The sequence below is a fragment of the Pseudomonas sp. ATCC 43928 genome (assembly GCF_005938665.2).
Taxonomy (GTDB): domain Bacteria; phylum Pseudomonadota; class Gammaproteobacteria; order Pseudomonadales; family Pseudomonadaceae; genus Aquipseudomonas.
The window spans coordinates 6,426,261-6,445,638 of record NZ_CP041753.1 but is presented as its reverse complement, the minus strand read 5'-3'; the positions used below and the strand labels follow the sequence as shown (position 1 = coordinate 6,445,638).

The window sequence follows — 19,378 nt, the reverse complement described above, 5'->3', positions numbered from 1 at the left end:
TCACCTGGTGACAATCCCAAGCTTATTGAGGACGACTCGCACCATCTCAGCAGGAGGGAGGGTTACGAGATGCTTCGTTACCTGAATGGCTTGCGTTTTTCGGAGGACGTGAAAAGCGTTGTTTACGGCAAAGGTAAAGATATTTCGATTGAGGATCGTTTGTACGTCGAGTGGATGCTGAAAGAGCAATACAAGTCGACTGCTCCGGGCCGCGGGACGGTTACCACATGGATCAATGCAAACTGGCGGCCTCTGAAAAAGGTATTCACAAGGCTCAAGCCTAAGCGTTGAAAAAACACGCGAAGCCCTGGCTGGGCCTTCAGAGTGATCTTAGTGGCTTAGCGGTCAGTGCAGATGTTGACCTTGCTGGCCGACCTTGTCCCCCCCCCCCCCACGGCGCTCAAGTGGCGGGCGGCGAAGGCAGCATGATGTATGGGCAAATCGCGTATAGATAAAAAATCGACACCGCGCTCCACGGAATCGGAACTCAACTACATCACTCAGTGATGATCCCGGAATACATTGAGATTGGGTTGATAGGAGCCAAATTATATCTGTCTGGATGGACAGCCCCCGCTTTTACCAATCGATCAAATCGGTCATTCGCTTCCGCTAGTCGTTGAGCGCGTTCTGCCGGCCTATGCGCGAGCTCTCGTGCTAGGACATCCGCTATACGTTTGTCGAGTGTCATAGTCCAACCTCGTGGCGATCAATTGTAGTGGAGCATGAAAGCTGACTGCTGCCGTTCTGTGTGTTCAGCCAAGAGTTCTGAGTAAACCCGCAGATTCTGCCTGAGCGCTGCGTCGTCAGTATAGTCTTCGATCTTGAGTTTTAGACTGCCGGTCAAGGTGTTGATTCCGATCATTCTGCCGTGAGAATGCCACCGATTGTTGTCGCTAAGATCTCTGGCAATCTGCTCAGCCCGCGCCTCTTTCTCCTCAGGGGTGACCACTGAGCCAGGATTTGTGCATTGGTGTTGCGTCCAGTCTTTGAACTTGTATTTTACCAGCCACTGCTTCAGCAGGTTCACCGACAGATCCCTGGCTTGCTCATACCTTCGTAAGGTTGCCAAATCGAGCCTCTGAAGCATTACAAGCTCAGCGTCCGTCATTCGATTCTGTGCTGATTTTTCAATTAGTTCGTTAACTTTGTCTATGTAACCCAGGGCAGGAACAAGCTGACCGTTTTCAAGAGGCACTTGGGGGTCGATAGGTCCAAGAGACGACGTGTAATCCATGTAGATCCTGTCACCAGACATGCAAAAGATAGTTCCTGCAGACATAGCCGCAGTGGCGACGACAAAAAAAACCTCAGAAAAATGATGGCGAGTGACCTCTACCATCTTCTCCACTGCCTCCACGACACCGCCTGGTGTGGCGAGCACAATGCAGATACGGCCTGGAACATGACTATTCGTTTGAACCTGTCCTACGACCGTTTCAATCGCGTGAACGTACGTCCCAAGCACGGCGGGATGAATAGGTCCCGTATACGCAAGGATGGGGCACTCGAAATGGTTCGATATCAGCGCTCGATAGTGGCTCAAGGCCCCCATAATGTGGTTGTCGAGACTGGGCACGATGCGCTCTCATCAGAACTGGGTAACCCAACTGTAGATGATGGCTAATGATAATCAAGGAATTCGCCTAGCGCTGCTCCTTCAGTTAGTTTTCCAAAGTCTTAGGGGGCGTCCTTGCGCGTCATGAAGGTATCTGACCGGCACTTTCTAGGATGAAATACCGATCGCGCGAACATTTGTGTAATTTAGCCAGCCTCCGTTTCTACTTGAGACAAAGATTTCAAATGCTTAAAAAATCTCGTTTCTAAATTCGCACGCTCTTCCTCCATCAGCAAATCTCTATGAAGCTTAAAGCATTCAAGAATAGCAGTAGCTGCGATATCCCTTGCTTGCTCCAAGGCCTCACCCCTCAGATCGAATTTGCCGTGATGAACAATATCAGACCTCTGTTTGTAGAGATCTTTGACTAAATTGCTATATTTTTCTTGCTCATTTTTCATGTAGCATAGTTTTGATATATAGCAAGCTAGAGTTTCTTTAATTTTGCCCTTGTCAGAACTCGAGAATAAAGACTCAATAGCAATTATGTAAGATAGGAAACTCATAACATGATCTCTACCATTTAAGCCCTTTGAAAAAAAATACATGGCGCTGCGTATCCTTGCAAACACTTTGTCAGCAGCGTAGAAAATCCTATTTGAGAAAAATTCAAAATCATTTTCTTTTGAAAAGTCACGGAATCTTTCCGAGTACTGAAACTCTAAGCGCGACGGCTGCGTCAGTGGGTGATAATCTATAGTGCCTGCATTTCTGTTAACAAAAAACGCGTGATGGATATTCTTGGTGCTCGAAGGCGCTATAAAATTTGGTGAGCCTGAAAGAACTGAAAAAATCTCGAACACTCTGCAAAAATAATTGAACTTTTGAATGGATGAGTAGTTCCTGCTTTCTTCGGATCCATAAACTTCAAAAGCTAGGAAAGCGTCATTTTTCAACGCGCCATCACTATATTTTTCAAAAGTCATATAGGAATAGCTCTCATCGCAAAGTTTCTCAAAACCAAATTCTTCTTTTAGGAAGGTTTTCAGCTCAGAGTGCCCGCCTCTCGCTTCAACAAGCTTGAATCGGCCAATATGCGATATGCCTTTTACGCTTGGGCCCCGACTCAGGAATCTGTTAAATCTAAGCGGGAATATTGAAACCCAGTCGCGAGTGTGAGTTGTGTCCTGTATGTATTTAAGGAGGCCATTGAATATCTCCTCAGGGTCTCTGAGTTTGTGTCCGACTATCATGTAGTGCAAGGTTGAGTTAAAGAACTCGCAATCAAGATGTGTATTGGCGTACTCGGTTTCGAATAAAGCACGGTACAGCGGTTCATCATATTCAAATATCGAGTACGATCCAGGGTATTCTTCTTGGTCGCTACGGTTCAGGTCTTTGACATATTGCTCCATAAGATACTTAAGTCGACGAACCACAGGCTTAGCCTTCAATAACTCACGCTCCATGTACCCACCTCAAAATTTCACAATTAGCAATCGAGTGCTTGATTTTTAGCTTTTAGCTGTAGGCTTAGTGGCGAGCCTTACCAGGCAAACTTCTTATGAGCGCTCCAGGCCACAAACAGACTGGGGCACATGCGTTCAGCCAGCCGATGTATCTATAACCCCGCTGGGCCACTAGTTCGCGCAGATCATTGGCGGTGTTTACCCGTAGTCCAGACGCTCGGCAAGCTTCCTCCGCATTGGCCTTGGTACGAACAACGTAGCGGCACGAATGCAAGGACAAGCGTGTCACATTTATTTTGAAATCCTGCACTTAAAAGGTAGAGTGCGGGGCTCGGAGTCATTAGGTCGGAGCTAAAGCCTCTATGTTTTGTCAGTATGGGAAAGCTAAGGCAGAATATCGACAGCTATATACCCATCTGCACCGTAATAGGTATTGAATTTATATAAGTTGTTTTCAGATGTACGCCATGGTGTCGTAAATTTTGTTTCGTAATTAAAGTATAAATTTGTGTTTTTTGGGGATCGAGTTATTATCCTGGCAATTGCCTCTTGGTCCGGGTGCTTGAAGTAGTTTCCATTGGTGGAAAATACCCAGTTGCGGCATTTCAAGGTTTCAACCAGTTCATTTGAAGTATTTCCCTGGCTACCATGATGTGACGCTTTTACAACTGAAAATCCAGTAAGCTGAGGGTGCTTGAGTTGGTAAAGTCGTAGTGACTCAATAAGGCGTTTAACGTGAGCGTCGCCCGTTAGGAGAACGTGCTCCCCTTGGTATTCTGCGGCAATAGCTATGCTGGAGCCATTGGGTTTGGTTGTGTCGCTTTTAAAGCGTGACTTTGCGAGAAAGCTTAAATCTATTGGCGTAGATCCGCCCAAATGCTCCCAACCGTCTGGGGCCTTGTCTATAGTGTCGTCCCAAGGCTTTGCAAGTGCTTCAAGCTGCTGGATATCAGGCGATAAGACGGTTAAGGTCAAACCGCCTGTTAACGTTATTGTCGGTAGTGTATCCCCCAAGACCGCGATTGGTTTTTTTTGGAAGCACAGGTTTTTAGGGATTTGGTGATCTCTGATTAGGTTTGTTAGTCGCTCGCCATCTAATGCTCCAAATATCTCAAATTCTGATTTTTCTGGAGTGTAGTTGAGGTTGCTTCGATCATTGAACCATATTTCCTTTATTAATTCGCGAAAGTCCTTGTTCTTGAGTAATTCAACGGCGCCTTCTATATGGTCTCGATCGATGTGTGTGACGATGAAGAGCTCAAATGCTCCTCTATTCAAGTTGTGAGTTTTTGCGTAATTGAGCACCTTGCTCGCTGTTTGTGATCGGCCGCCATCAATCAGTATTCTATGGATGGAGCCTTCTCCCCAACTCAGGATAAGACAGTCACCCTCGTATGCAGGCAGAGATTCTAGTTTAAACATTAGTTTCTCAGCAGTGGCAGCACAAGTGGATGTTTTATGTTTAGGTCAGTAAATACTTCTTGTCTGCTTAGGAACTGCGTAGTATTCGAGCTTATCTTTAGCGCTATTGAGCTGTTAGGTTTGTAGCCTTCGGGCGTATAGGAAGAGCCATGTCCGCGTTTTTGTATAATGGTGAATGAGGTAAAGGCTTGGCTCAAGTCCATAGAGCGAGCAACTCCTCGAATTTTTTTCAGCATTTCTATACATATGGGGCAATCGATCGATGTTTGCTCAAGGCAGTCAACCAACCAGATTACACCTGTTGTGAAGAATGGAATCCCACGAGAGATTGACTCGTAAATCAGTTCATGCGCTTCCGCAATGTTTTCACGCCCGCCTTTGCGTACTAGCCAGCGTGCACGAAGTATTGCACCGTCAGGTAAGTTAGGGAATCGCTCAGCGAGGTTGTTAAGCCACCTTGGCCAATCGTCTGAATCTTCTCCCTCTTGAGTGGACATTAAGATGTACCCACCCATCGCTGCAGCCAGCGGGTTCTCCATTTTTTCAAATAGCGCTTCCTCAGCCTGCTTTAAGATCTCCGCTGCAAGATGAATGCGGCCGCTATTCATGTAGGATAATAAGCTACCCCATCGCCCATCAATTAAGTTTGGAGTAAATTTTAGTTGATTTTTGTCTTGCTGAACTATGATCTCGAATAGAGCGCGTTCTGAGTGGTTCCAGTCCCACGGCCAAGGTAGTGAGATTATGCGAGACCCAAACTCTCCCGTAATAGAGGCGCAGAGCCTTTTCCCCCCAATGGCAGTTCTGTCAATATACGGGCGACTCTCCTGGGATATTTTGATACGTTGTGATGATGAGAAAACAGTACCTTCAGTTATAACAGACAATCCAAGCGAGTCGCCAGAAAGAGAAATTGTTGAGTTAACGTTTTTTTCTCTATTTTCGTATCGATCCAAAAAATAATCATACCAGTCATCCCAACTTGCGGGGTTGAACGATTGTGGTATGTTTGCGCTTTGCGACTCCGCAACAACGCCGATCGTAACCGTTAAGTCTGGCGAACTCGGTCGATAGCTCAGGTGCTTTCCAAAGTCTAGAGACCTCAAACTTCTCGACGAGAAGCCTGTAAATGTGAAGTCGGGCCGGTCCAATTTCGCTATGCCACGCAATATAATATCGTGTTCTTCGTTGGGCTTGATAGTAATCTCATCGATCAAGGTCTCCCCCGAAGGAAGCGTCGCCTCGACATCATAGTCACCCACCTTTAGTCTCGCTGAGGCTGAGTCGCGCGGGTCTACAGATATGGGGGCTATGACAGTTATTCGAGGGCGAGACTGGTCAGTACGTCGGCCAGACTCAGGGTCTTCTAGAGTCGGTCGAAACTGCACCGGAACTCCATACTTGATAGCTGTGTCGCCAGATGTTTCGACGCGAACAAGTACCTTTCCTTGACGATTACGCATTAAAGTAACCTCGCTCTCTTCCAAGTCGGACGAGCTTCCTGCTTTACACTCGCTATTCGACTGCCGTTATGCACGAGTGTGAAGTCGTATTTTCCAAACGGGAGTTCCAGCTCAATTTCAATTTCATCATGGGTGCAAGAGCGTGATAACGGCTTGCCGCCAACTGAGTAGTGAAGGTCACCAGGGCCGCAGGGGGTACCCCCATCTCGGTATAGATAGACCGGAGAAATAGGGTCTTTAGGGAGGCAATGAAGGACAAAGGCCCGTGCTTGTCCGCCCTGTGGTTGCTGTGGATTGGAGAAGAACTCATTTGTCAGTCGATCAGAGATGTGTGCCATAGCTTCTAGTAGAGAGTAGTTGTTGACGCTCCATTCACCGCTATCATCCCGGGCGGCCATCCCGCGCATCGCTTTCAAGAAAGCTGTAGTGAAAATACTGACGTTATTTGCACGACTCAAGGCAGGTTCGTCATTGCCAGTAGCGAAAAAGAGAGGTGTGTTAACTTTTGATTGGTAGTTCGCGCGCGGATCTGCGATTACGTGTATGGGTGTGCGTCCCGCTACGGCTCCAGGCGATACTAGGTCTCCGTGGGGGCGTCGGCACGCATCGATAAAGTAAAGTTGTTCTGCCGCAGCACACTTGGCCATTCCAAGCACGAATTTTCCAAGGTCTAGTGCACTATCCCATCGTGCTTGGCGGGAGAAGTCGAAATCGGACATTAAAAGCGACGACTCCTGCGCAAAGCCGTAACCATGTCCACAAAACATAAAAATTAACCGATTATTTTCATCGGTATTTCCACGATCAAACCAATGCTCTACCGACACCGAGAAATTGTTGTAATCAGGGTCTAGTAATTGGCGAGCGCCTGAAGGTGTGAGGAACGGTGTAGGTATTTCCTCACTTACCAGCAGCGCTACGCTGCCAAGAGGAGCGGGTGGATAGCGGTATTCATCAATGAACCAGTTCGCGAGAGCCCTTGCCGAAGGGGATGGGGAGGTGAGTTGGCTTAACTCAGCTCCCGGAGATTCCCGAGGTCCGTCAATAAAGTATGGATAGTGCCCCACCCCAACGATTAGCACGTGCGTGCGTGGGCCTTCGCCCTCTTCAGAGTACACAACGCAATCTGGCCCGACAGGCTCAAGCTCCTCGTCTCTCGGCGTTTGTTCTGACATTCGATCAAACTCCATCTCTAATTCCGTCAGAAAATTCCTTTTCGCTCTGCATTAGGTTTACTCAGGCTGCTATATGATATCAATGTGAGATTACGGTAGCCGGCGTGTGAGTCAAGTGGCACGACGTATGAATCTTGGTGATCTCAGCAGCTTAGAAAGCTCGTGCTTCGGCTTACTTTGGCAAGCTGCTTTAGAGAGTAGCCACCCTCATCAAGAGGATTGGTGGCCGAAGCCATTACTTGATGGAAAATGCAGGGGGGCTAATACGTTGGCGGCGCTGTTCCCCCTTCGACTCGCGCATCACTTTCTTAATGCGTTCAGCTGCTGCTTCAAGATCACCAGGTGATGCGAGATTAATAGCGTGCAGCAGCGCCTCGAGTCTCTCCCGCTTCCGGTTCATTATTTCAGCGAAGCTACTCTCCGGCTGGATAAATTCACTCATTGCTCAGTCTCCAACTCGCACCCTTTGAGGTTAGCACGGCGGCTACGCCAGGCCATCCGAATGATGGATACAAAGCGGCACTGGCAGAGGTTAAAAGTGCGGCGGGCGCTGCTGAGTACGCAATTGATTCAAGTGCTAAATATTCTATTCATTCCTGGTTGCTGGCTATTTAGTGGCTAATCTTGCTTTGAGTCAGAGCTGGGTTGGGCCACGGAGGGGTGAAATGACAACCTTTTTTCATTGCGCAAGGAAACATGCCGGGCCGTTTCTATGGTTTGTGGGCGTGGCCCTGTATGGGAGTGCTGCGCTTGCCGATCTGCAGATCCCCGCTGTTCCGGAATTGGCAAGCCTACCGGCCTGGGCCCAGGAGCGGGTGGCGCCGGTCAAGCGCGCGCTGGTGGTGGGCATCAGCGTCTACAAGCACGCCAACCCGCTGAGCACGCCGCTGTACGATGCCGAACTGGTGTCCGATGCGCTGAAGCGGCTTGATCCGCAAATGGCGGTGACGCAACTATCGGGCAACGATCTGAGCCGAGATGAGCTTCTGGAGCGATTCGAAAATTTCAGGGATAGCCTGCGCCCTGGAGACATCGCCCTGGTGTACTACAGCGGTCATGGCATCGAACTCGGTGGCATCAATTACCTGGTACCGGCAGATGCCGAGCTCAGCCGGCCGGGCGACGAGACCTCGACCTATATCAGCTTGCCCTACCTGATAAACGAGATTCAGGGCACGGGTGCAGGCATCACGGTGATCATCCTCGATGCTTGCCGGAGCAATCCGTTTTCCGCGCCGGTAGCCGATGAGGAATACCTCGATCCCAAAAAGCCAATACCTGCGCCGCCTATGCAAGCCATTGCCAGCAATCAGTACCTGCCGCTAAAGACGCCGCCACAGCAGACCCCAAAAGGGTTCCTGGTGGTGTTTGCCGCGCAGGCTGGCCGACCATCGTACAGCTTGCTCATCGGCGATGAGCCGAAAATGGGCAGTATCTTCACACGCAGCCTGCTGCAAGTGCTGACCACAGAGAACAAGCCTGCATCTTCAGTGTTCAATCGAACCAGCGGTGTTGTTATACGTTTGACCGCGAATCGGCAGGAGCCGCTGATCGCCAGCTCCAACGCCGGCGAAATCATGTTCATGGACAATCAGAACCTGGCCAAGGAAGAGCTGGAAACCTGGATTCGTGCTGTCGCCAGTACATCCGACGACGAGCTGATCTATTTCCTCAATGAATTTGTCGACTACTACCCGGCCGGGCCATTTACCGCAGCTGCGCGCAAACGCCTATCGCTGTTGCAGGCCACTCACGAGGCGTTCTCGCGTTCCGTGGTCAGTAGCGAGCGAGATGTCGGACTGTTAAATGGATCTCTCAAGACCCCCGCAGTGAAAGACCGCTTCAACACCAAGGCCTTCGCCCGTTACGACGTCAATGTCAGGGATCTGCCCAGAGGCGGGAATTCCCGGGTGCTTGGCGGTCTCAAGCGGGGGCAGCAGGTCGAGGTCCTGCATGGCAAGACACCTCGCGGCTGGGCGCAGGTCATGCTGGAAGACGGCCAGATTGGCTATGTCGGTAGCGTCTCGGCACAGAACAAACCTGTCGAGGTCATCAGTCTTGCCGCCAGTGAGCTGCCGGCTTCGGGCGATCTGGCAATGCTTGAGCGCTGGCGTGGGTCTCTGGAACAAGGCCGTTCCAGCATCGAGATCAAGGTGGGCTCGATCACCAACCCAAACCCTACCCAGGCTTCGCGGATCGCATTGCTGCAGGGGCTGCGCATTCGTGCGCTGATCGAGGCGCAAGGGGTGGCCCGTTCGCACCTGGCGCTGCGTCTGGCCAGCCCCGATGTGCCGATGGACACCGTGACTATCAGCCTGATGAAGGAGGGCGCGCTATGAATGCTCGACTGTTGCTTGCGGCATTCCTACTGCTGTGCGCCAGCAGCGCGTCGCGAGCCGATCCGTGGACCTGGCCGGCACAGGTCAGTGGCTCCGAACCGCTGCGCAACCTTTATCTACTCGATCGCTACGGGGTCCAGTTGCTGGAGCCGAAAATAGTCGGTGGCGAGGAAGCCAGGCTCGGTGATGATCCGTGGCAGGTCGCGTTGATTGGCGGCGACAACTTCGGTCCGGATCGCCGCCCGTTCTGCGGCGGTGTGCTGGTCGCAGATACCTGGGTGCTGACGGCTGCTCATTGTGTCGACGACAACACCCGGCCAGCCCAGGTTAGTGTGCTGGTCGGCGCGACAGACGTTGGACCGAACGGCGGCGCCCGGCGTGTCGAAGTGCGTCGGATCATTCTGCACCCCCTTTACCTTTCGGGCAAACCGCCGCGCCATGACCTGGCTCTGCTGGAGTTGGCCTCGTCAGCTGCAGGTAGATTCACTGCGGCTATTGCCACGCTGCCGATGGAGGACGAGGCGAAAGCCTTGGCCGGTCAGGCGACCGCCAGGGTGACGGGGTGGGGGGTACTTGGCGCCGGCGACGAGTACGGGGTGCGCCAGCTGCGTTTCGTCGACCTGAAGATAGTCTCCAACCGCAATTGCAACGATCGTGTCGCCTACAAGGGGCGGATCACCGACTACATGGTTTGTGCCGGTTTCGCCGATAAGCTCGAACCCAAGGACTCCTGCCAGGGTGACAGCGGCGGACCTTTGACCCTGAGGCTGGCTGGCAAGCGCTACCTAGCTGGCATTGTCAGCTGGGGAGATGGCTGCGCGATAAAGGAGCGGCCGGGTGTGTACACGAGGGTCGCGCGTTACAGCGCGTGGGTCGCCGATTGCCAGCAAGGCAAGGCGTCCTGCACCTCACCGACCTTCAGCGTGGTCGAGCACGCAGGAGCAGAAAGAGCAGTGCCGTTCTCAGAACAACAAGGAGCAAGACGATGAAGGCAAGAAACGCTGTAACGTTGCTCGGCGGCGCGCTGTTGCTGGCAGGCTGCTCGCATCAGGCGGAGCAGGAGTTCACACCGGCCGGCCCGGTAGCCGGGCTGCAGGTGGCGATCGGCGACTGTATGGTTGTCAGACCGGCGCCAACAGCAAAGACAACAGAAGAGGGCAACAAGGAACTGATGACCGCTCTGGCCACAGCCCTCATCAGCCAGGGTGTCAACTACCTGGGACGGGCGGCGACCGCGGCCGGGGAGGCCAAGACCTGGACTACACAGGGCGCACGAAACTTCCAGGCCACCGCGAGTGCATTTCCGCAATGCATACAGGTAGTGCGCGGTCAGTTCTTCACCGAGGGGCCGGGGCAGACGGCATGGAGCCCGCCTGGCAACTCCGGCTGGCCGAGCAATACCAAGGCTGAACTCGATGCGCGTGGACTATTCCTTACCGGGATGCCGGACTTTCTTTTCGAAGCGCAAATTGTGCCCTCGCAAGACCTGACTTCGTTTGCCATTCGACCTGCCATCGCCACCTACCTGACACCAATCGACACCCGATTCCTGCGCCCGGGCAAGGAGCGCAATATCGCCCTATTCTTTGCCATCACCCCGCCGGGTACCAAGCCGACGCTGGACAGCAATCCGGGGGCCACCTTGGTGCTTGGCACGCTGCAACCGGCGAGCACTCGCCGCTATTCAGTCAATGGCCCAGTGACAAGCCCTTATGAGTCGCCTTGGTTCACCCTGACGCTCAAGGATGCCTACAAGCCGCTGACCCTGTCCGTACTGATGAGCGAAACACAGGGTGAACAGGCATTTCTGGCATTCATGGGGTCGTTACTCAGCGATCCGAAGGTGATTGCGGCGGCCAATGCAGATCTTGCCAATCAGTTAGTGCCTCCCGTACGGCAGGCCAATGAACTGGCGGCAGATACCAAGCAGTACGAGTCCGATAGCAAGCGAGAAGGCTTCTATCTGACGGCACGCGAGAAGCTGCAGGACTGCGCCGACGCGAAGGACCCCACTGCCATGCGCAAGGCGGCCAAAGAAGCCGTGAGTGCGATGCGCCAATACTTCGTCACAGACTCTGCAACACGCTCACCAAAAGGCAACATCAGTAAAAGCCTGATTGCCAGGATCGATGTCGAAGGAACGGCGAGCAGCTTGAAAAGCAGTTGTCAGTCTGTGCTCAAGGGCCTACCGGAAGATTGATACTTTCCGATCGCGGTTGCGAAGATGAGGCTTATCTTATGACCGAGGCGCTAGCGAAGACGCAGCAGTTTTTCTGGTAGGAGCTGGGGTAGTCCCTCGGTAGAACAGGAAAAATCGCCATCTCATCAGCCCGCCAGCGTTGCGGGCTTTTTTTCATCGCAGCTATTTCGAAAATTTCGCATTTATTTCAGAAGCCCACAGCCGCCGCCCACCAATGCAGGGCCTGAAGCGGAGTGGTGGGGCTGTCGGAAGGGGCGCTGTGGCCAATGACTCAGCGGCACACAACTGGCGACCGATTGAATCGCCGCGACTTCCAGTGCTTCACTCTCGGCCAATGGCGGTAACAGCCCCGGCAGACGACTCGCCAACAACGTTTTTCCTGTCCCCGGCGGACCGCTGAACAGCAGGTTATGAGCCCCCGCCGCTGCAATCAGCAAGGCTCGCTTGGCCGCCAGTTGTCCCTGAACTTCATTCAAGTCGGGATAGGGTTTGCTGGCGTAGAGCAAACCGTTGGAAGCGTAGGGTTCGATGGGCGTGTGACCATTGAAATGCGCGACCGCTTGAAGCAGATGATCCACCGCAATCACCTTCAACCCCGACGCCAGGCAGGCTTCTTCAGCGTTCGCTCGCGGCACCACCAGCGTGCGCCCGGCCTTGCGTGCCGCCAACGCCGCCGGCAACACCCCGCGAACCGCACGCACCGCGCCCGACAGCGCCAGCTCTCCCAGGCACTCCACGTCATCCAGCGTCAACGTCGGCACCTGCACGCTGGCCGACAGAATCCCCAAGGCAATCGCCAGATCGAACCGCCCGCCGTCCTTCGGTAAATCGGCGGGTGCGAGATTCAAGGTGATGCGCCGCGCTGGAAATTGCAGCCCCGAATTGATGATCGCGCTACGCACCCGGTCCTTGCTTTCCTTCACCGCCGCCTCGGGCAGCCCGACCATGGTCAGCGATGGCAAGCCGTTGGCCAGATGCACTTCGACGGTGACGGCGGGCGCATCCACGCCGACTTGGGCGCGGCTGTGGACGATGGATAGGGACATGGTCGTTCCTTGAGCTGACGGGGGCCGCTTCCTGCGGGTTTTTGAAGGGTAGTCGTGGGCAGATGATTTAGCGTTGTGGCGGAGTAACCAAACTTTCGCAGGATGTTGCTGGGCGAGCTGATTCCAGTCAGTTAAGTCGTAACGCAATCTGTACCAGCCTTCGGCAGCTGCTACACAGGTTACGTCGCGGCTGGTATTTGGGCGTAATCAACTGAGGAGCTAGTTTTTTTGTAGGACCGGGCCTGGATAGATGAAGGACTTCGGTGAAAGAGCTCGGACGCTCTTGTCGGATCGGGGTGGCTGCTTATGATCACAGTTGATCAAGCCCTCAGGAGGGGAGATGAGCAATTCTGGAATGCGGCCGATTCATCCTGGCGAAATCCTTGAAAAGGAGTTTCTTGAGCCAATGGGCATTACGGCGGCTGGTTTGGCTAGCTCGTTGAATGAGGTTGGAGATGAGGTGAGTGCCCTTGTGATGCAGGAGAGCGATGTAGGCCCTGATCTTGCCGAGAGGCTTTCCATTTACCTGAACACCACGCCCGAACTCTGGCTAAACCTGCAATCGACCTACGATCAGCGCAGGGCCGAAATCGAGCGTGGTTGAGCTTCGGGTGCTTGCATCACCCGCGAAGCACGCTTCCACCAAGAGGCATTGAGCGGACGGCGGCGGAGGAAGTTGCCGGGATGTTCGCGGGGCTTAAGATCAAAAGATCGCAGCCTTCGGCAGCTCCTACGGGGTGGTTGTTCCAGCGCGGGGCGGCTGGAACACCGTGGTGACTCTAATCGCGAGCAGGCTCGCCCCCACAGTAGATCCCATTGCCATGGGAACCGGCGGGGTTATTCGGTGGGTGGATTGAGCTTCGCTTCCAGCTCCGCCACTTTCGCTTCAAGGCTCTCCAACCGGGCGCGTGTCCGTGCGAGCACGACCATCTGGCTGTCGAATTCTTCACGGCTTACCAGATCCAGTTTGCTGAAGCCGCTTTGCAGCAGGGCCTTGAACTGGCTTTCGATTTCGCTTTTCGGCAGTGGGGTGTCGCCGCTGAAGAGGCGGGAGGCGGTGCCGCTCAGGGCGTCGAGGAAGTCTTTTGGCGCGAGCATGGGAAATGTCCTGTCAACAATGGCGGGCAGTGTACCACGCAGTGTCTATAGTCAATCTCGAAGGCTGGGATGCACGCTTTTCGCGCATGCGAGTGGACAGCCACGCACTGTTGTTGTGCGTAACCGTGGCGTCAATCGGCTGGAGAGGCCTGCGTTAGCGGCCAAGGGCTTGAAATCAATGGCTTTTGGATAGATGGCAAGCTTTCTGCTTAGTCGCTGGTGACCCATGCACTGATGCAGTCGCTGTGACGAATGCAGTGCGCCAAGCGGAACGGGGGAAGTTTCGTGCGGAGTGGTTAGCTGGCGTCGGACGGGCAGGTAAAGCCGACGATGCGTTACAAAGCCAGGCACTGCGCTTAGACTTGAGTCGGGTTTGTTTTCCTGGGGCAAGTCCACCAATTCGGGAGAGAGTTTTCATGAAGCTAGTCACTGCCATCATCAAGCCGTTCAAACTGGACGACGTGCGCGAGTCGCTGTCCGAGATCGGCGTGCAGGGCATTACCGTTACTGAGGTCAAAGGCTTCGGTCGGCAGAAGGGTCACACCGAGCTGTATCGCGGCGCGGAGTACGTGGTCGATTTTCTGCCTAAGGTGAAGATCGATGTCGCCATTGACGACAAGGATCTGGACCGGGTTATCGAGGCGATAACCAAGGCCGCCAACACCGGCAAGATCGGTGACGGCAAGATCTTCGTGGTCAATCTGGAACAGGCGATTCGCATCCGTACCGGCGAAACCGATACCGACGCAATCTAAGCCGCCACAAACCCAACGCCCCAGGAGAAAACAAAATGACTCTGCGTAAATTCGCAGGGCTAGGAGCCCTGTTGTCCATCGTAATGCCTGGCCTGGCCATGGCGGCAGATCCGGTGGCGCCTCCAGTCCTCAATTCCGGCGATACCGCCTGGATGATGACCTCGACAGCCCTTGTGCTGTTCATGACCATCCCCGGCCTCGCGCTGTTCTACGGCGGCATGGTTCGTTCCAAAAACGTTCTTTCGTTGATGATGCAATGCTTCGCCATTACCGGCCTGGTCACCATCCTGTGGTTCCTTTACGGCTACAGCATGGCGTTTGACACAACGGGTATGGAAGCTAACGTCGTCAACCTCAATTCGTTTGTCGGCAGCTTCGCCAAGGCATTCCTCGCCGGCATCACGCCTGCCAGTATTACCGGCCCCGCGGCGCTGTTTCCCGAGGCGGTGTTTGTCACCTATCAGATGACCTTCGCCATCATCACCCCCGCGCTGATCGTCGGTGCTTTCGCCGAGCGGATGAAGTTCTCCGCAATGCTGGTGTTCATGGGGATCTGGTTCACCCTGGTTTACGCGCCGATTGCGCACATGGTCTGGAGCGGTCCGGGTTCGCTTTTGGGCGACTGGGGCGTGCTCGACTTCGCAGGCGGCACCGTGGTGCACATCAACGCCGGTGTGGCCGGGCTGATCGCCTGTCTGGTACTGGGCAAGCGTAAAGGCTTCCCAACCACCCCGATGGCTCCGCACAACCTCGGCTATACCCTGATGGGTGCCGCGATGCTCTGGGTTGGCTGGTTCGGTTTCAACGCCGGTTCCGCTGCCGCAGCCAACGGCACTGCCGGTATGGCCATGCTGGTGACTCAGATCGCTACCGCCGCCGCAGCCTTGGGCTGGATGTTTGCCGAGTGGCTGACCCACGGTAAACCGAGCGCACTGGGTATCGCTTCGGGCGTGGTGGCCGGTCTGGTTGCGATCACTCCGGCGGCGGGTACCGTTGGCCCGATGGGCTCGATGATCATCGGTCTGGCAGCGGGCGTGGTGTGCTTCTTCTGCGCCACGACTCTGAAACGCAAAATGGGTTACGACGACTCCCTCGACGCTTTTGGCGTGCACGGTATCGGCGGTATCCTCGGCGCGATCCTGACGGGTGTGTTCGCTGCACCGTCCCTGGGTGGTTTCGGCACCGTCACCGACATCGCGGCTCAAGTCTGGATTCAGTGCAAAGGCGTGGGCTTCACGGTGATCTACACCGCGATCGTCACCTTCATCATCCTCAAGGTGCTGGACGCTGTCATGGGTCTGCGCATCACCGAGGAAGAAGAAGCAGTCGGCATCGATCTGGCGCTGCACAACGAACGCGGCTACAACTTGTAAGCACGCCTATAAAAAATGCCCGGCTTGCCGGGTATTTTTTTGTCTTGATTTTGTCAGTGAAGGAAAGGCTGAAAGGTTTTTTCATACACGTTCAGGGGCGTTTACAACGGGTGTTTTTCTGCGGCCAATGGCTTACACGATTGAAGGAATATTAGGGCCTTTGTTTTTTCCCAGAGCGCGCTAGAATGCGCCCCGAACGTGCGGAGAACTGTATGTGGCAACAGACTCTGATTACCCTGCGGGCACGGCCCCGGGGCTTTCATCTGGTAACGGACGAGTTACTCGCCGGCTTGCCTGAACTCAAGGCGTGTCGGGTCGGTCTGTTGCATTTGTGGCTACAGCATACCTCGGCGTCGTTGACCATCAACGAGAACGCCGATCCGGCGGTACGTCGCGACTTCGAACGATTTTTCAATCGTCTGATCCCACAAGGAACGGACGACTATGAGCATAACGACGAAGGCCAGGACGACCTCCCGGCGCACTTCAAGGCCAGCGTACTTGGCTGTCAGCTCAGTTTGCCGATCTCGGCAGGCCGACTGGCGTTGGGAACCTGGCAAGGCGTTTATCTGGGCGAGCACCGTGATCATGGCGGTGCCCGTAAAGTCCTCGCCACCGTGCACGGTGAAGGGGAATAAACCGCTGGTCACCAGCGGTGGTTGAATTTTTTCCGGCGGCCTTCGACAGAAGGCAAAGCTGGGCTATAACTAATCTGCTTTTCGCAAGTCATGAGGTAGAACATGAGCGACGATGATCTGGAAAACGACGACCTCGAAGTAGGCGACGACGACGAAACCGAAGAAGGCCTGGAAGCGGCGGCTGAAGACGTCGCTGAAGACGACGGCGGTGATGTGCCCGTTCCGACTGCCAAAGGCAAAGCCAAGGCAGCGGTATCGGTCGATGAGCTGCCGAGCGTTGAAGCCAAGAACAAGGAACGCGATGCCCTGGCCAAGGCCATGGAAGAGTTTCTGGCACGGGGCGGCAAGGTGCAGGAAGTGGAGGCCAATGTGGTCGCCGATCCTCCCAAGAAGCCTGATAACAAGTACGGCAGCCGGCCTATCTAAGCGCCTGCTTCCTGCTTGCTGAAAAAAGCCCGCCGTCGCTGCGGGCTTTTTCATGGGTGAAAATCAAAAGATCGCAGCACCTCAAATATCGACTGAGTTCCAGCGGGCGAGCAGTGCAGGCAACTCGGTCAAACTGCGAATCTCGGCATCCGGCGCCTTCTCGGCTTCCCACACTTTGCCCGCCGGGTTAAACCAGATCGCTCGCAACCCCGCCTGCTGTGCTCCGGCAATGTCATCGCCAGGATGATCGCCGATATGCACCGCGGTTTCGGCGGTCGCGCCGCCCCGTTGCAACGCTTCATGAAACAGTCGCGCATCCGGTTTGGCGATGCCGATGTCTTCGGCGCACAGGGCAAACCTGAAGTAATCCGCCAGGCCCAGTCGGCGCACATCGGCGTTGCCGTTGGTCACTACACCGAGGGCGTAGTGCTTGGCGAGTGTCTCCAGCGTCGGCTCGACTTCGGGGAAAACTTCCAATTGATGCCGGGCATGCAGAAACACTTCAAAACTTTGATCAGCCAGGTCTGAGGCTTGACCATGGTCGTAACCAGCCTCTTCCAGAGCATGAAAAAGTACCCGCCGACGCAGCGCACTGATTCGGTGCTTGAGGTTCGGCTCGTTGCTCAACACCCGCTCGCGAATCGACCACAAATGCTCCACCGGCACCGCGCCCAGGTTCGGCGCATGCTCGGTCAGCCATTCACGCAATATGGCTTCGGCGCTGGCGATTACCGGGGCGGTGTCCCACAGGGTGTCGTCGAGGTCGAAGGTGATCAGTTGGATGGTCATGAATCATCGCCTTTAATGCGTTTGGCCCGTGGATGGGCGCTGTCGTAGACCGTCGCCAGGTGCTGGAAGTCCAGATGGGTGTAGATTTGGGTGGTCTTGATGTCTGAGTGGCCGAGTAGCTCTTGCACGGCGCGCAAGTCCTGAGAGGACTCCAGCAAATGGCTGGCGAAAGAGTGTCGCAACATGTGCGGGTGCAGGTTCTGCCCCAGCTCGCGCTCGCCGGCGGCCTTGACCCGCACCTGAATCGCCCGAGGACCGAGGCGCCGACCTTGCTGGCTGACAAACACTGCGTCGTCCGCCGGGTTGGTCATGGCCCGCAACGGCAGCCACAGTTCCAGTGCTTCGCGAGCCTTTTTACCCACTGGCAACAGCCGGGTCTTGCTGCCTTTACCGAGGACCTGGACCATGCCGTCAGCCAGGTCCAGCTGATCGAGGTTGAGCCCGGTCAGCTCCGAAAGCCGCAAGCCGGAGGAGTAGAACAACTCCAGAATCGCCTGATCCCGACGGGCCAGAAAATCATCCTCCACCGCGCCTTCCAGCAGTTGCAGCGCACGGTCGGTGTCGAGGGTTTTCGGCAGACGACGCTCGCCTTTGGGCGGTGCCAGGCCGTTGGCCGGATCGTGGTCGCACAGGCCTTCGCGGTTCAGATAATGATAGAGCCCGCGCACCGCCGACAGTAGCCGTGCCAGGCTGCGGGACGATTGGCCTTGTGCATGCAAGCGGGCGATCAGGCTGCGCAGCCGCTGGATATCCAGTGCGGCCCAGCTGCCGATGTTCTGTTTGACGCACCAGCCAAGCACTTTATCGAGGTCGCGGCGGTAGGCGTACAGCGTATGCGGCGACACTTGCCGCTCACTGCGCAGGTGTTCGCAGTAAGCGTCCAGTTGCCGTTCCACGATCAGCGTACCGAGCGCAGGGAGTTGTTGACCCGTGGCAGTACGCGACCCATGACTTCGGCGATGTAGCTGAGGAACAACGTGCCCACCGAACTCTTGTAGTGCTGAGGATCGCGGCTGGCGATGGCCAGAACACCGTGGATGCCCTGGTGGCTGATGGCGACGACGGCGGTGGAGCCGATCTGCTTGCGCTGTTCTTCGCCGAACAGGAAGTCCAGTTCATGCTCACGCAGGCTGCCGCAGACGCTCTTGTCTTCCGAGAGCAGGCCGCCGATGGCCGTTTGTGCGTCGGCGTGGGTGACCCAGCGGCCTACCGGCATCGGGTTGTCGCCCAGCAGGATCAGGCTGACGAAGGGCACCTGAAAGTCCTGGCGCAGGCTGTCTTCGACGCCGATCACCACGTCTTCCAGGCTGGTCGCATCCATCAACGTGAGAATCAGACGGCGGGTCTTGTCGAACAGGCGATCGTTGTCGCGGGCCACGTCCATCAAGTGCGAGAGACGATGACGCAACTCGATGTTGCGATCGCGCAGAATTGTCATCTGGCGTTCGACCAGCGAAATGGTGTCGCCGCGCTGGTGCGGAATGCGCAGGGCCGGGAGCAGTTCTTCATGCTCGATGAAGAAATCCGGATGAGCCTCCAGGTACGCGGCAATCGCCGCCGCCTCAAGGCTTTCGGAAGGGGATTCGTCGGGCTGTAGGGCGGGAACCTGGGGCTTGTCGGTCATGGA

The 19,378-nt window shown here is 55.0% G+C and carries 19 protein-coding genes and 1 pseudogene; 9 read left to right on the top strand and 11 right to left on the bottom strand.

Annotated features, from left to right (window positions below):
• The first annotated feature begins 69 nt into the window (after nt 1-69).
• Nucleotides 70-291 carry a hypothetical protein gene (locus FFH90_RS30490; RefSeq protein WP_256663649.1) on the top strand — a complete coding sequence of 74 codons (222 nt, stop codon included), beginning with the start codon at nt 70-72 and terminating at the stop codon, nt 289-291.
• A 418-nt stretch (nt 292-709) separates the two neighbouring features.
• On the opposite strand, the gene FFH90_RS29805 is transcribed toward FFH90_RS30490, so the two are convergent.
• From FFH90_RS29805 to FFH90_RS29780, 6 genes are all read right to left on the bottom strand, one after another.
• Nucleotides 710-1,579 carry a hypothetical protein gene (locus FFH90_RS29805; protein WP_218573879.1) on the bottom strand — a complete coding sequence of 290 codons (870 nt, stop codon included), beginning with the start codon at nt 1,577-1,579 and terminating at the stop codon, nt 710-712.
• Between the two features lie 185 nt (nt 1,580-1,764).
• On the bottom strand, nt 1,765-3,027 hold the full coding sequence (locus FFH90_RS29800) for a HEPN domain-containing protein (protein WP_138866496.1): 1,263 nt from the start codon (nt 3,025-3,027) through the stop codon (nt 1,765-1,767).
• Nucleotides 3,028-3,411: 384 nt separating this feature from the next.
• Nucleotides 3,412-4,449: a ComEC/Rec2 family competence protein gene (locus FFH90_RS29795; RefSeq protein WP_138866495.1), complete on the bottom strand. Its 1,038-nt coding sequence runs from the start codon at nt 4,447-4,449 to the stop codon at nt 3,412-3,414.
• Complete coding sequence (locus tag FFH90_RS29790) at nt 4,449-5,711, bottom strand: hypothetical protein (protein ID WP_138866494.1); 1,263 nt, start codon at nt 5,709-5,711, stop codon at nt 4,449-4,451. The genes FFH90_RS29795 and FFH90_RS29790 overlap by 1 nt, the downstream gene beginning before the upstream one ends.
• A gap of 200 nt (nt 5,712-5,911) precedes the next feature.
• Nucleotides 5,912-7,087 (bottom strand): caspase family protein, encoded by a 1,176-nt coding sequence (locus FFH90_RS29785; protein ID WP_168206191.1) that lies wholly within the window; start codon nt 7,085-7,087, stop codon nt 5,912-5,914.
• A 235-nt stretch (nt 7,088-7,322) separates the two neighbouring features.
• Nucleotides 7,323-7,529 (bottom strand): hypothetical protein, encoded by a 207-nt coding sequence (locus FFH90_RS29780; RefSeq protein WP_138866492.1) that lies wholly within the window; start codon nt 7,527-7,529, stop codon nt 7,323-7,325.
• A gap of 223 nt (nt 7,530-7,752) precedes the next feature.
• Between FFH90_RS29780 and FFH90_RS29775 the strand changes: the two genes are divergently transcribed.
• Genes FFH90_RS29775 through FFH90_RS29765 form a run of 3 tightly spaced genes read left to right on the top strand, consistent with a single transcriptional unit; the run spans nt 7,753 to nt 11,626 of the window.
• Nucleotides 7,753-9,426, top strand: coding sequence for a caspase family protein (locus tag FFH90_RS29775; RefSeq protein ID WP_138866491.1), 1,674 nt, complete (start codon nt 7,753-7,755; stop codon nt 9,424-9,426).
• The gene (locus tag FFH90_RS29770) at nt 9,423-10,415 is read left to right on the top strand and encodes a serine protease (RefSeq protein WP_138866490.1); all 993 of its coding nucleotides are present in this window, start codon (nt 9,423-9,425) and stop codon (nt 10,413-10,415) included. The genes FFH90_RS29775 and FFH90_RS29770 overlap by 4 nt, the downstream gene beginning before the upstream one ends.
• Nucleotides 10,412-11,626, top strand: a complete 1,215-nt coding sequence (locus tag FFH90_RS29765) for a hypothetical protein (protein WP_138866489.1) — start codon at nt 10,412-10,414, stop codon at nt 11,624-11,626. The genes FFH90_RS29770 and FFH90_RS29765 overlap by 4 nt, the downstream gene beginning before the upstream one ends.
• Before the next feature lie 200 nt (nt 11,627-11,826).
• Here the strand turns inward: FFH90_RS29765 and FFH90_RS29760 are convergent.
• A pseudogene (locus tag FFH90_RS29760) lies at nt 11,827-12,672 on the bottom strand (YifB family Mg chelatase-like AAA ATPase); the annotation flags it as partial.
• A 340-nt stretch (nt 12,673-13,012) separates the two neighbouring features.
• Here FFH90_RS29760 and FFH90_RS29755 point away from each other — a divergent pair.
• Nucleotides 13,013-13,276: a HigA family addiction module antitoxin gene (locus FFH90_RS29755; protein ID WP_018927527.1), complete on the top strand. Its 264-nt coding sequence runs from the start codon at nt 13,013-13,015 to the stop codon at nt 13,274-13,276.
• Between the two features lie 233 nt (nt 13,277-13,509).
• On the opposite strand, the gene FFH90_RS29750 is transcribed toward FFH90_RS29755, so the two are convergent.
• Nucleotides 13,510-13,770 (bottom strand): accessory factor UbiK family protein, encoded by a 261-nt coding sequence (locus FFH90_RS29750; protein WP_008007559.1) that lies wholly within the window; start codon nt 13,768-13,770, stop codon nt 13,510-13,512.
• Between the two features lie 416 nt (nt 13,771-14,186).
• Here FFH90_RS29750 and glnK point away from each other — a divergent pair, with 416 nt between their 5' ends.
• The 4 genes from glnK to sutA all read left to right on the top strand — a co-directional run bounded on the left by glnK (nt 14,187) and on the right by sutA (nt 16,962).
• Nucleotides 14,187-14,525 (top strand): P-II family nitrogen regulator, encoded by a 339-nt coding sequence (gene glnK / locus FFH90_RS29745; protein WP_002555808.1) that lies wholly within the window; start codon nt 14,187-14,189, stop codon nt 14,523-14,525.
• Between the two features lie 35 nt (nt 14,526-14,560).
• Nucleotides 14,561-15,898, top strand: a complete 1,338-nt coding sequence (locus FFH90_RS29740; protein WP_018927528.1) for an ammonium transporter — start codon at nt 14,561-14,563, stop codon at nt 15,896-15,898.
• A gap of 212 nt (nt 15,899-16,110) precedes the next feature.
• On the top strand, nt 16,111-16,536 hold the full coding sequence (locus FFH90_RS29735) for a secondary thiamine-phosphate synthase enzyme YjbQ (protein WP_018927529.1): 426 nt from the start codon (nt 16,111-16,113) through the stop codon (nt 16,534-16,536).
• 102 nt (nt 16,537-16,638) lie between these two features.
• On the top strand, nt 16,639-16,962 hold the full coding sequence (gene sutA / locus FFH90_RS29730) for a transcriptional regulator SutA (RefSeq protein ID WP_018927530.1): 324 nt from the start codon (nt 16,639-16,641) through the stop codon (nt 16,960-16,962).
• A gap of 81 nt (nt 16,963-17,043) precedes the next feature.
• On the opposite strand, the gene FFH90_RS29725 is transcribed toward sutA, so the two are convergent.
• Genes FFH90_RS29725 through FFH90_RS29715 form a run of 3 tightly spaced genes read right to left on the bottom strand, consistent with a single transcriptional unit; the run spans nt 17,044 to nt 19,375 of the window.
• Complete coding sequence (locus FFH90_RS29725) at nt 17,044-17,751, bottom strand: HAD family hydrolase (RefSeq protein ID WP_019650117.1); 708 nt, start codon at nt 17,749-17,751, stop codon at nt 17,044-17,046.
• Nucleotides 17,748-18,647, bottom strand: a complete 900-nt coding sequence (xerC, locus tag FFH90_RS29720; protein WP_018927532.1) for a tyrosine recombinase XerC — start codon at nt 18,645-18,647, stop codon at nt 17,748-17,750. The genes FFH90_RS29725 and xerC overlap by 4 nt, the downstream gene beginning before the upstream one ends.
• A gap of 2 nt (nt 18,648-18,649) precedes the next feature.
• Nucleotides 18,650-19,375, bottom strand: coding sequence for a DUF484 family protein (locus FFH90_RS29715; RefSeq protein WP_007941280.1), 726 nt, complete (start codon nt 19,373-19,375; stop codon nt 18,650-18,652).
• Between the last annotated feature and the right edge of the window lie 3 nt (nt 19,376-19,378).

What these genes read in the sequence shown, in the direction of transcription:
- FFH90_RS29715 (WP_007941280.1), bottom strand. Translation starts at nt 19,375, where the DNA reads ATGACCGACAAGCCCCAGGTTCCCGCCCTACAGCCCGACGAATCCCCT.
- FFH90_RS29785 (WP_168206191.1), bottom strand. Translation starts at nt 7,087, where the DNA reads ATGTCAGAACAAACGCCGAGAGACGAGGAGCTTGAGCCTGTCGGGCCA.
- FFH90_RS29750 (WP_008007559.1), bottom strand. Translation starts at nt 13,770, where the DNA reads ATGCTCGCGCCAAAAGACTTCCTCGACGCCCTGAGCGGCACCGCCTCC.
- FFH90_RS29800 (WP_138866496.1), bottom strand. Translation starts at nt 3,027, where the DNA reads ATGGAGCGTGAGTTATTGAAGGCTAAGCCTGTGGTTCGTCGACTTAAG.
- FFH90_RS29725 (WP_019650117.1), bottom strand. Translation starts at nt 17,751, where the DNA reads ATGACCATCCAACTGATCACCTTCGACCTCGACGACACCCTGTGGGAC.
- FFH90_RS29775 (WP_138866491.1), top strand. Translation starts at nt 7,753, where the DNA reads ATGACAACCTTTTTTCATTGCGCAAGGAAACATGCCGGGCCGTTTCTA.
- FFH90_RS29780 (WP_138866492.1), bottom strand. Translation starts at nt 7,529, where the DNA reads ATGAGTGAATTTATCCAGCCGGAGAGTAGCTTCGCTGAAATAATGAAC.
- FFH90_RS29755 (WP_018927527.1), top strand. Translation starts at nt 13,013, where the DNA reads ATGAGCAATTCTGGAATGCGGCCGATTCATCCTGGCGAAATCCTTGAA.
- FFH90_RS29770 (WP_138866490.1), top strand. Translation starts at nt 9,423, where the DNA reads ATGAATGCTCGACTGTTGCTTGCGGCATTCCTACTGCTGTGCGCCAGC.
- FFH90_RS30490 (WP_256663649.1), top strand. Translation starts at nt 70, where the DNA reads ATGCTTCGTTACCTGAATGGCTTGCGTTTTTCGGAGGACGTGAAAAGC.
- FFH90_RS29740 (WP_018927528.1), top strand. Translation starts at nt 14,561, where the DNA reads ATGACTCTGCGTAAATTCGCAGGGCTAGGAGCCCTGTTGTCCATCGTA.
- glnK (WP_002555808.1), top strand. Translation starts at nt 14,187, where the DNA reads ATGAAGCTAGTCACTGCCATCATCAAGCCGTTCAAACTGGACGACGTG.
- FFH90_RS29735 (WP_018927529.1), top strand. Translation starts at nt 16,111, where the DNA reads ATGTGGCAACAGACTCTGATTACCCTGCGGGCACGGCCCCGGGGCTTT.
- FFH90_RS29765 (WP_138866489.1), top strand. Translation starts at nt 10,412, where the DNA reads ATGAAGGCAAGAAACGCTGTAACGTTGCTCGGCGGCGCGCTGTTGCTG.
- FFH90_RS29795 (WP_138866495.1), bottom strand. Translation starts at nt 4,449, where the DNA reads ATGTTTAAACTAGAATCTCTGCCTGCATACGAGGGTGACTGTCTTATC.
- sutA (WP_018927530.1), top strand. Translation starts at nt 16,639, where the DNA reads ATGAGCGACGATGATCTGGAAAACGACGACCTCGAAGTAGGCGACGAC.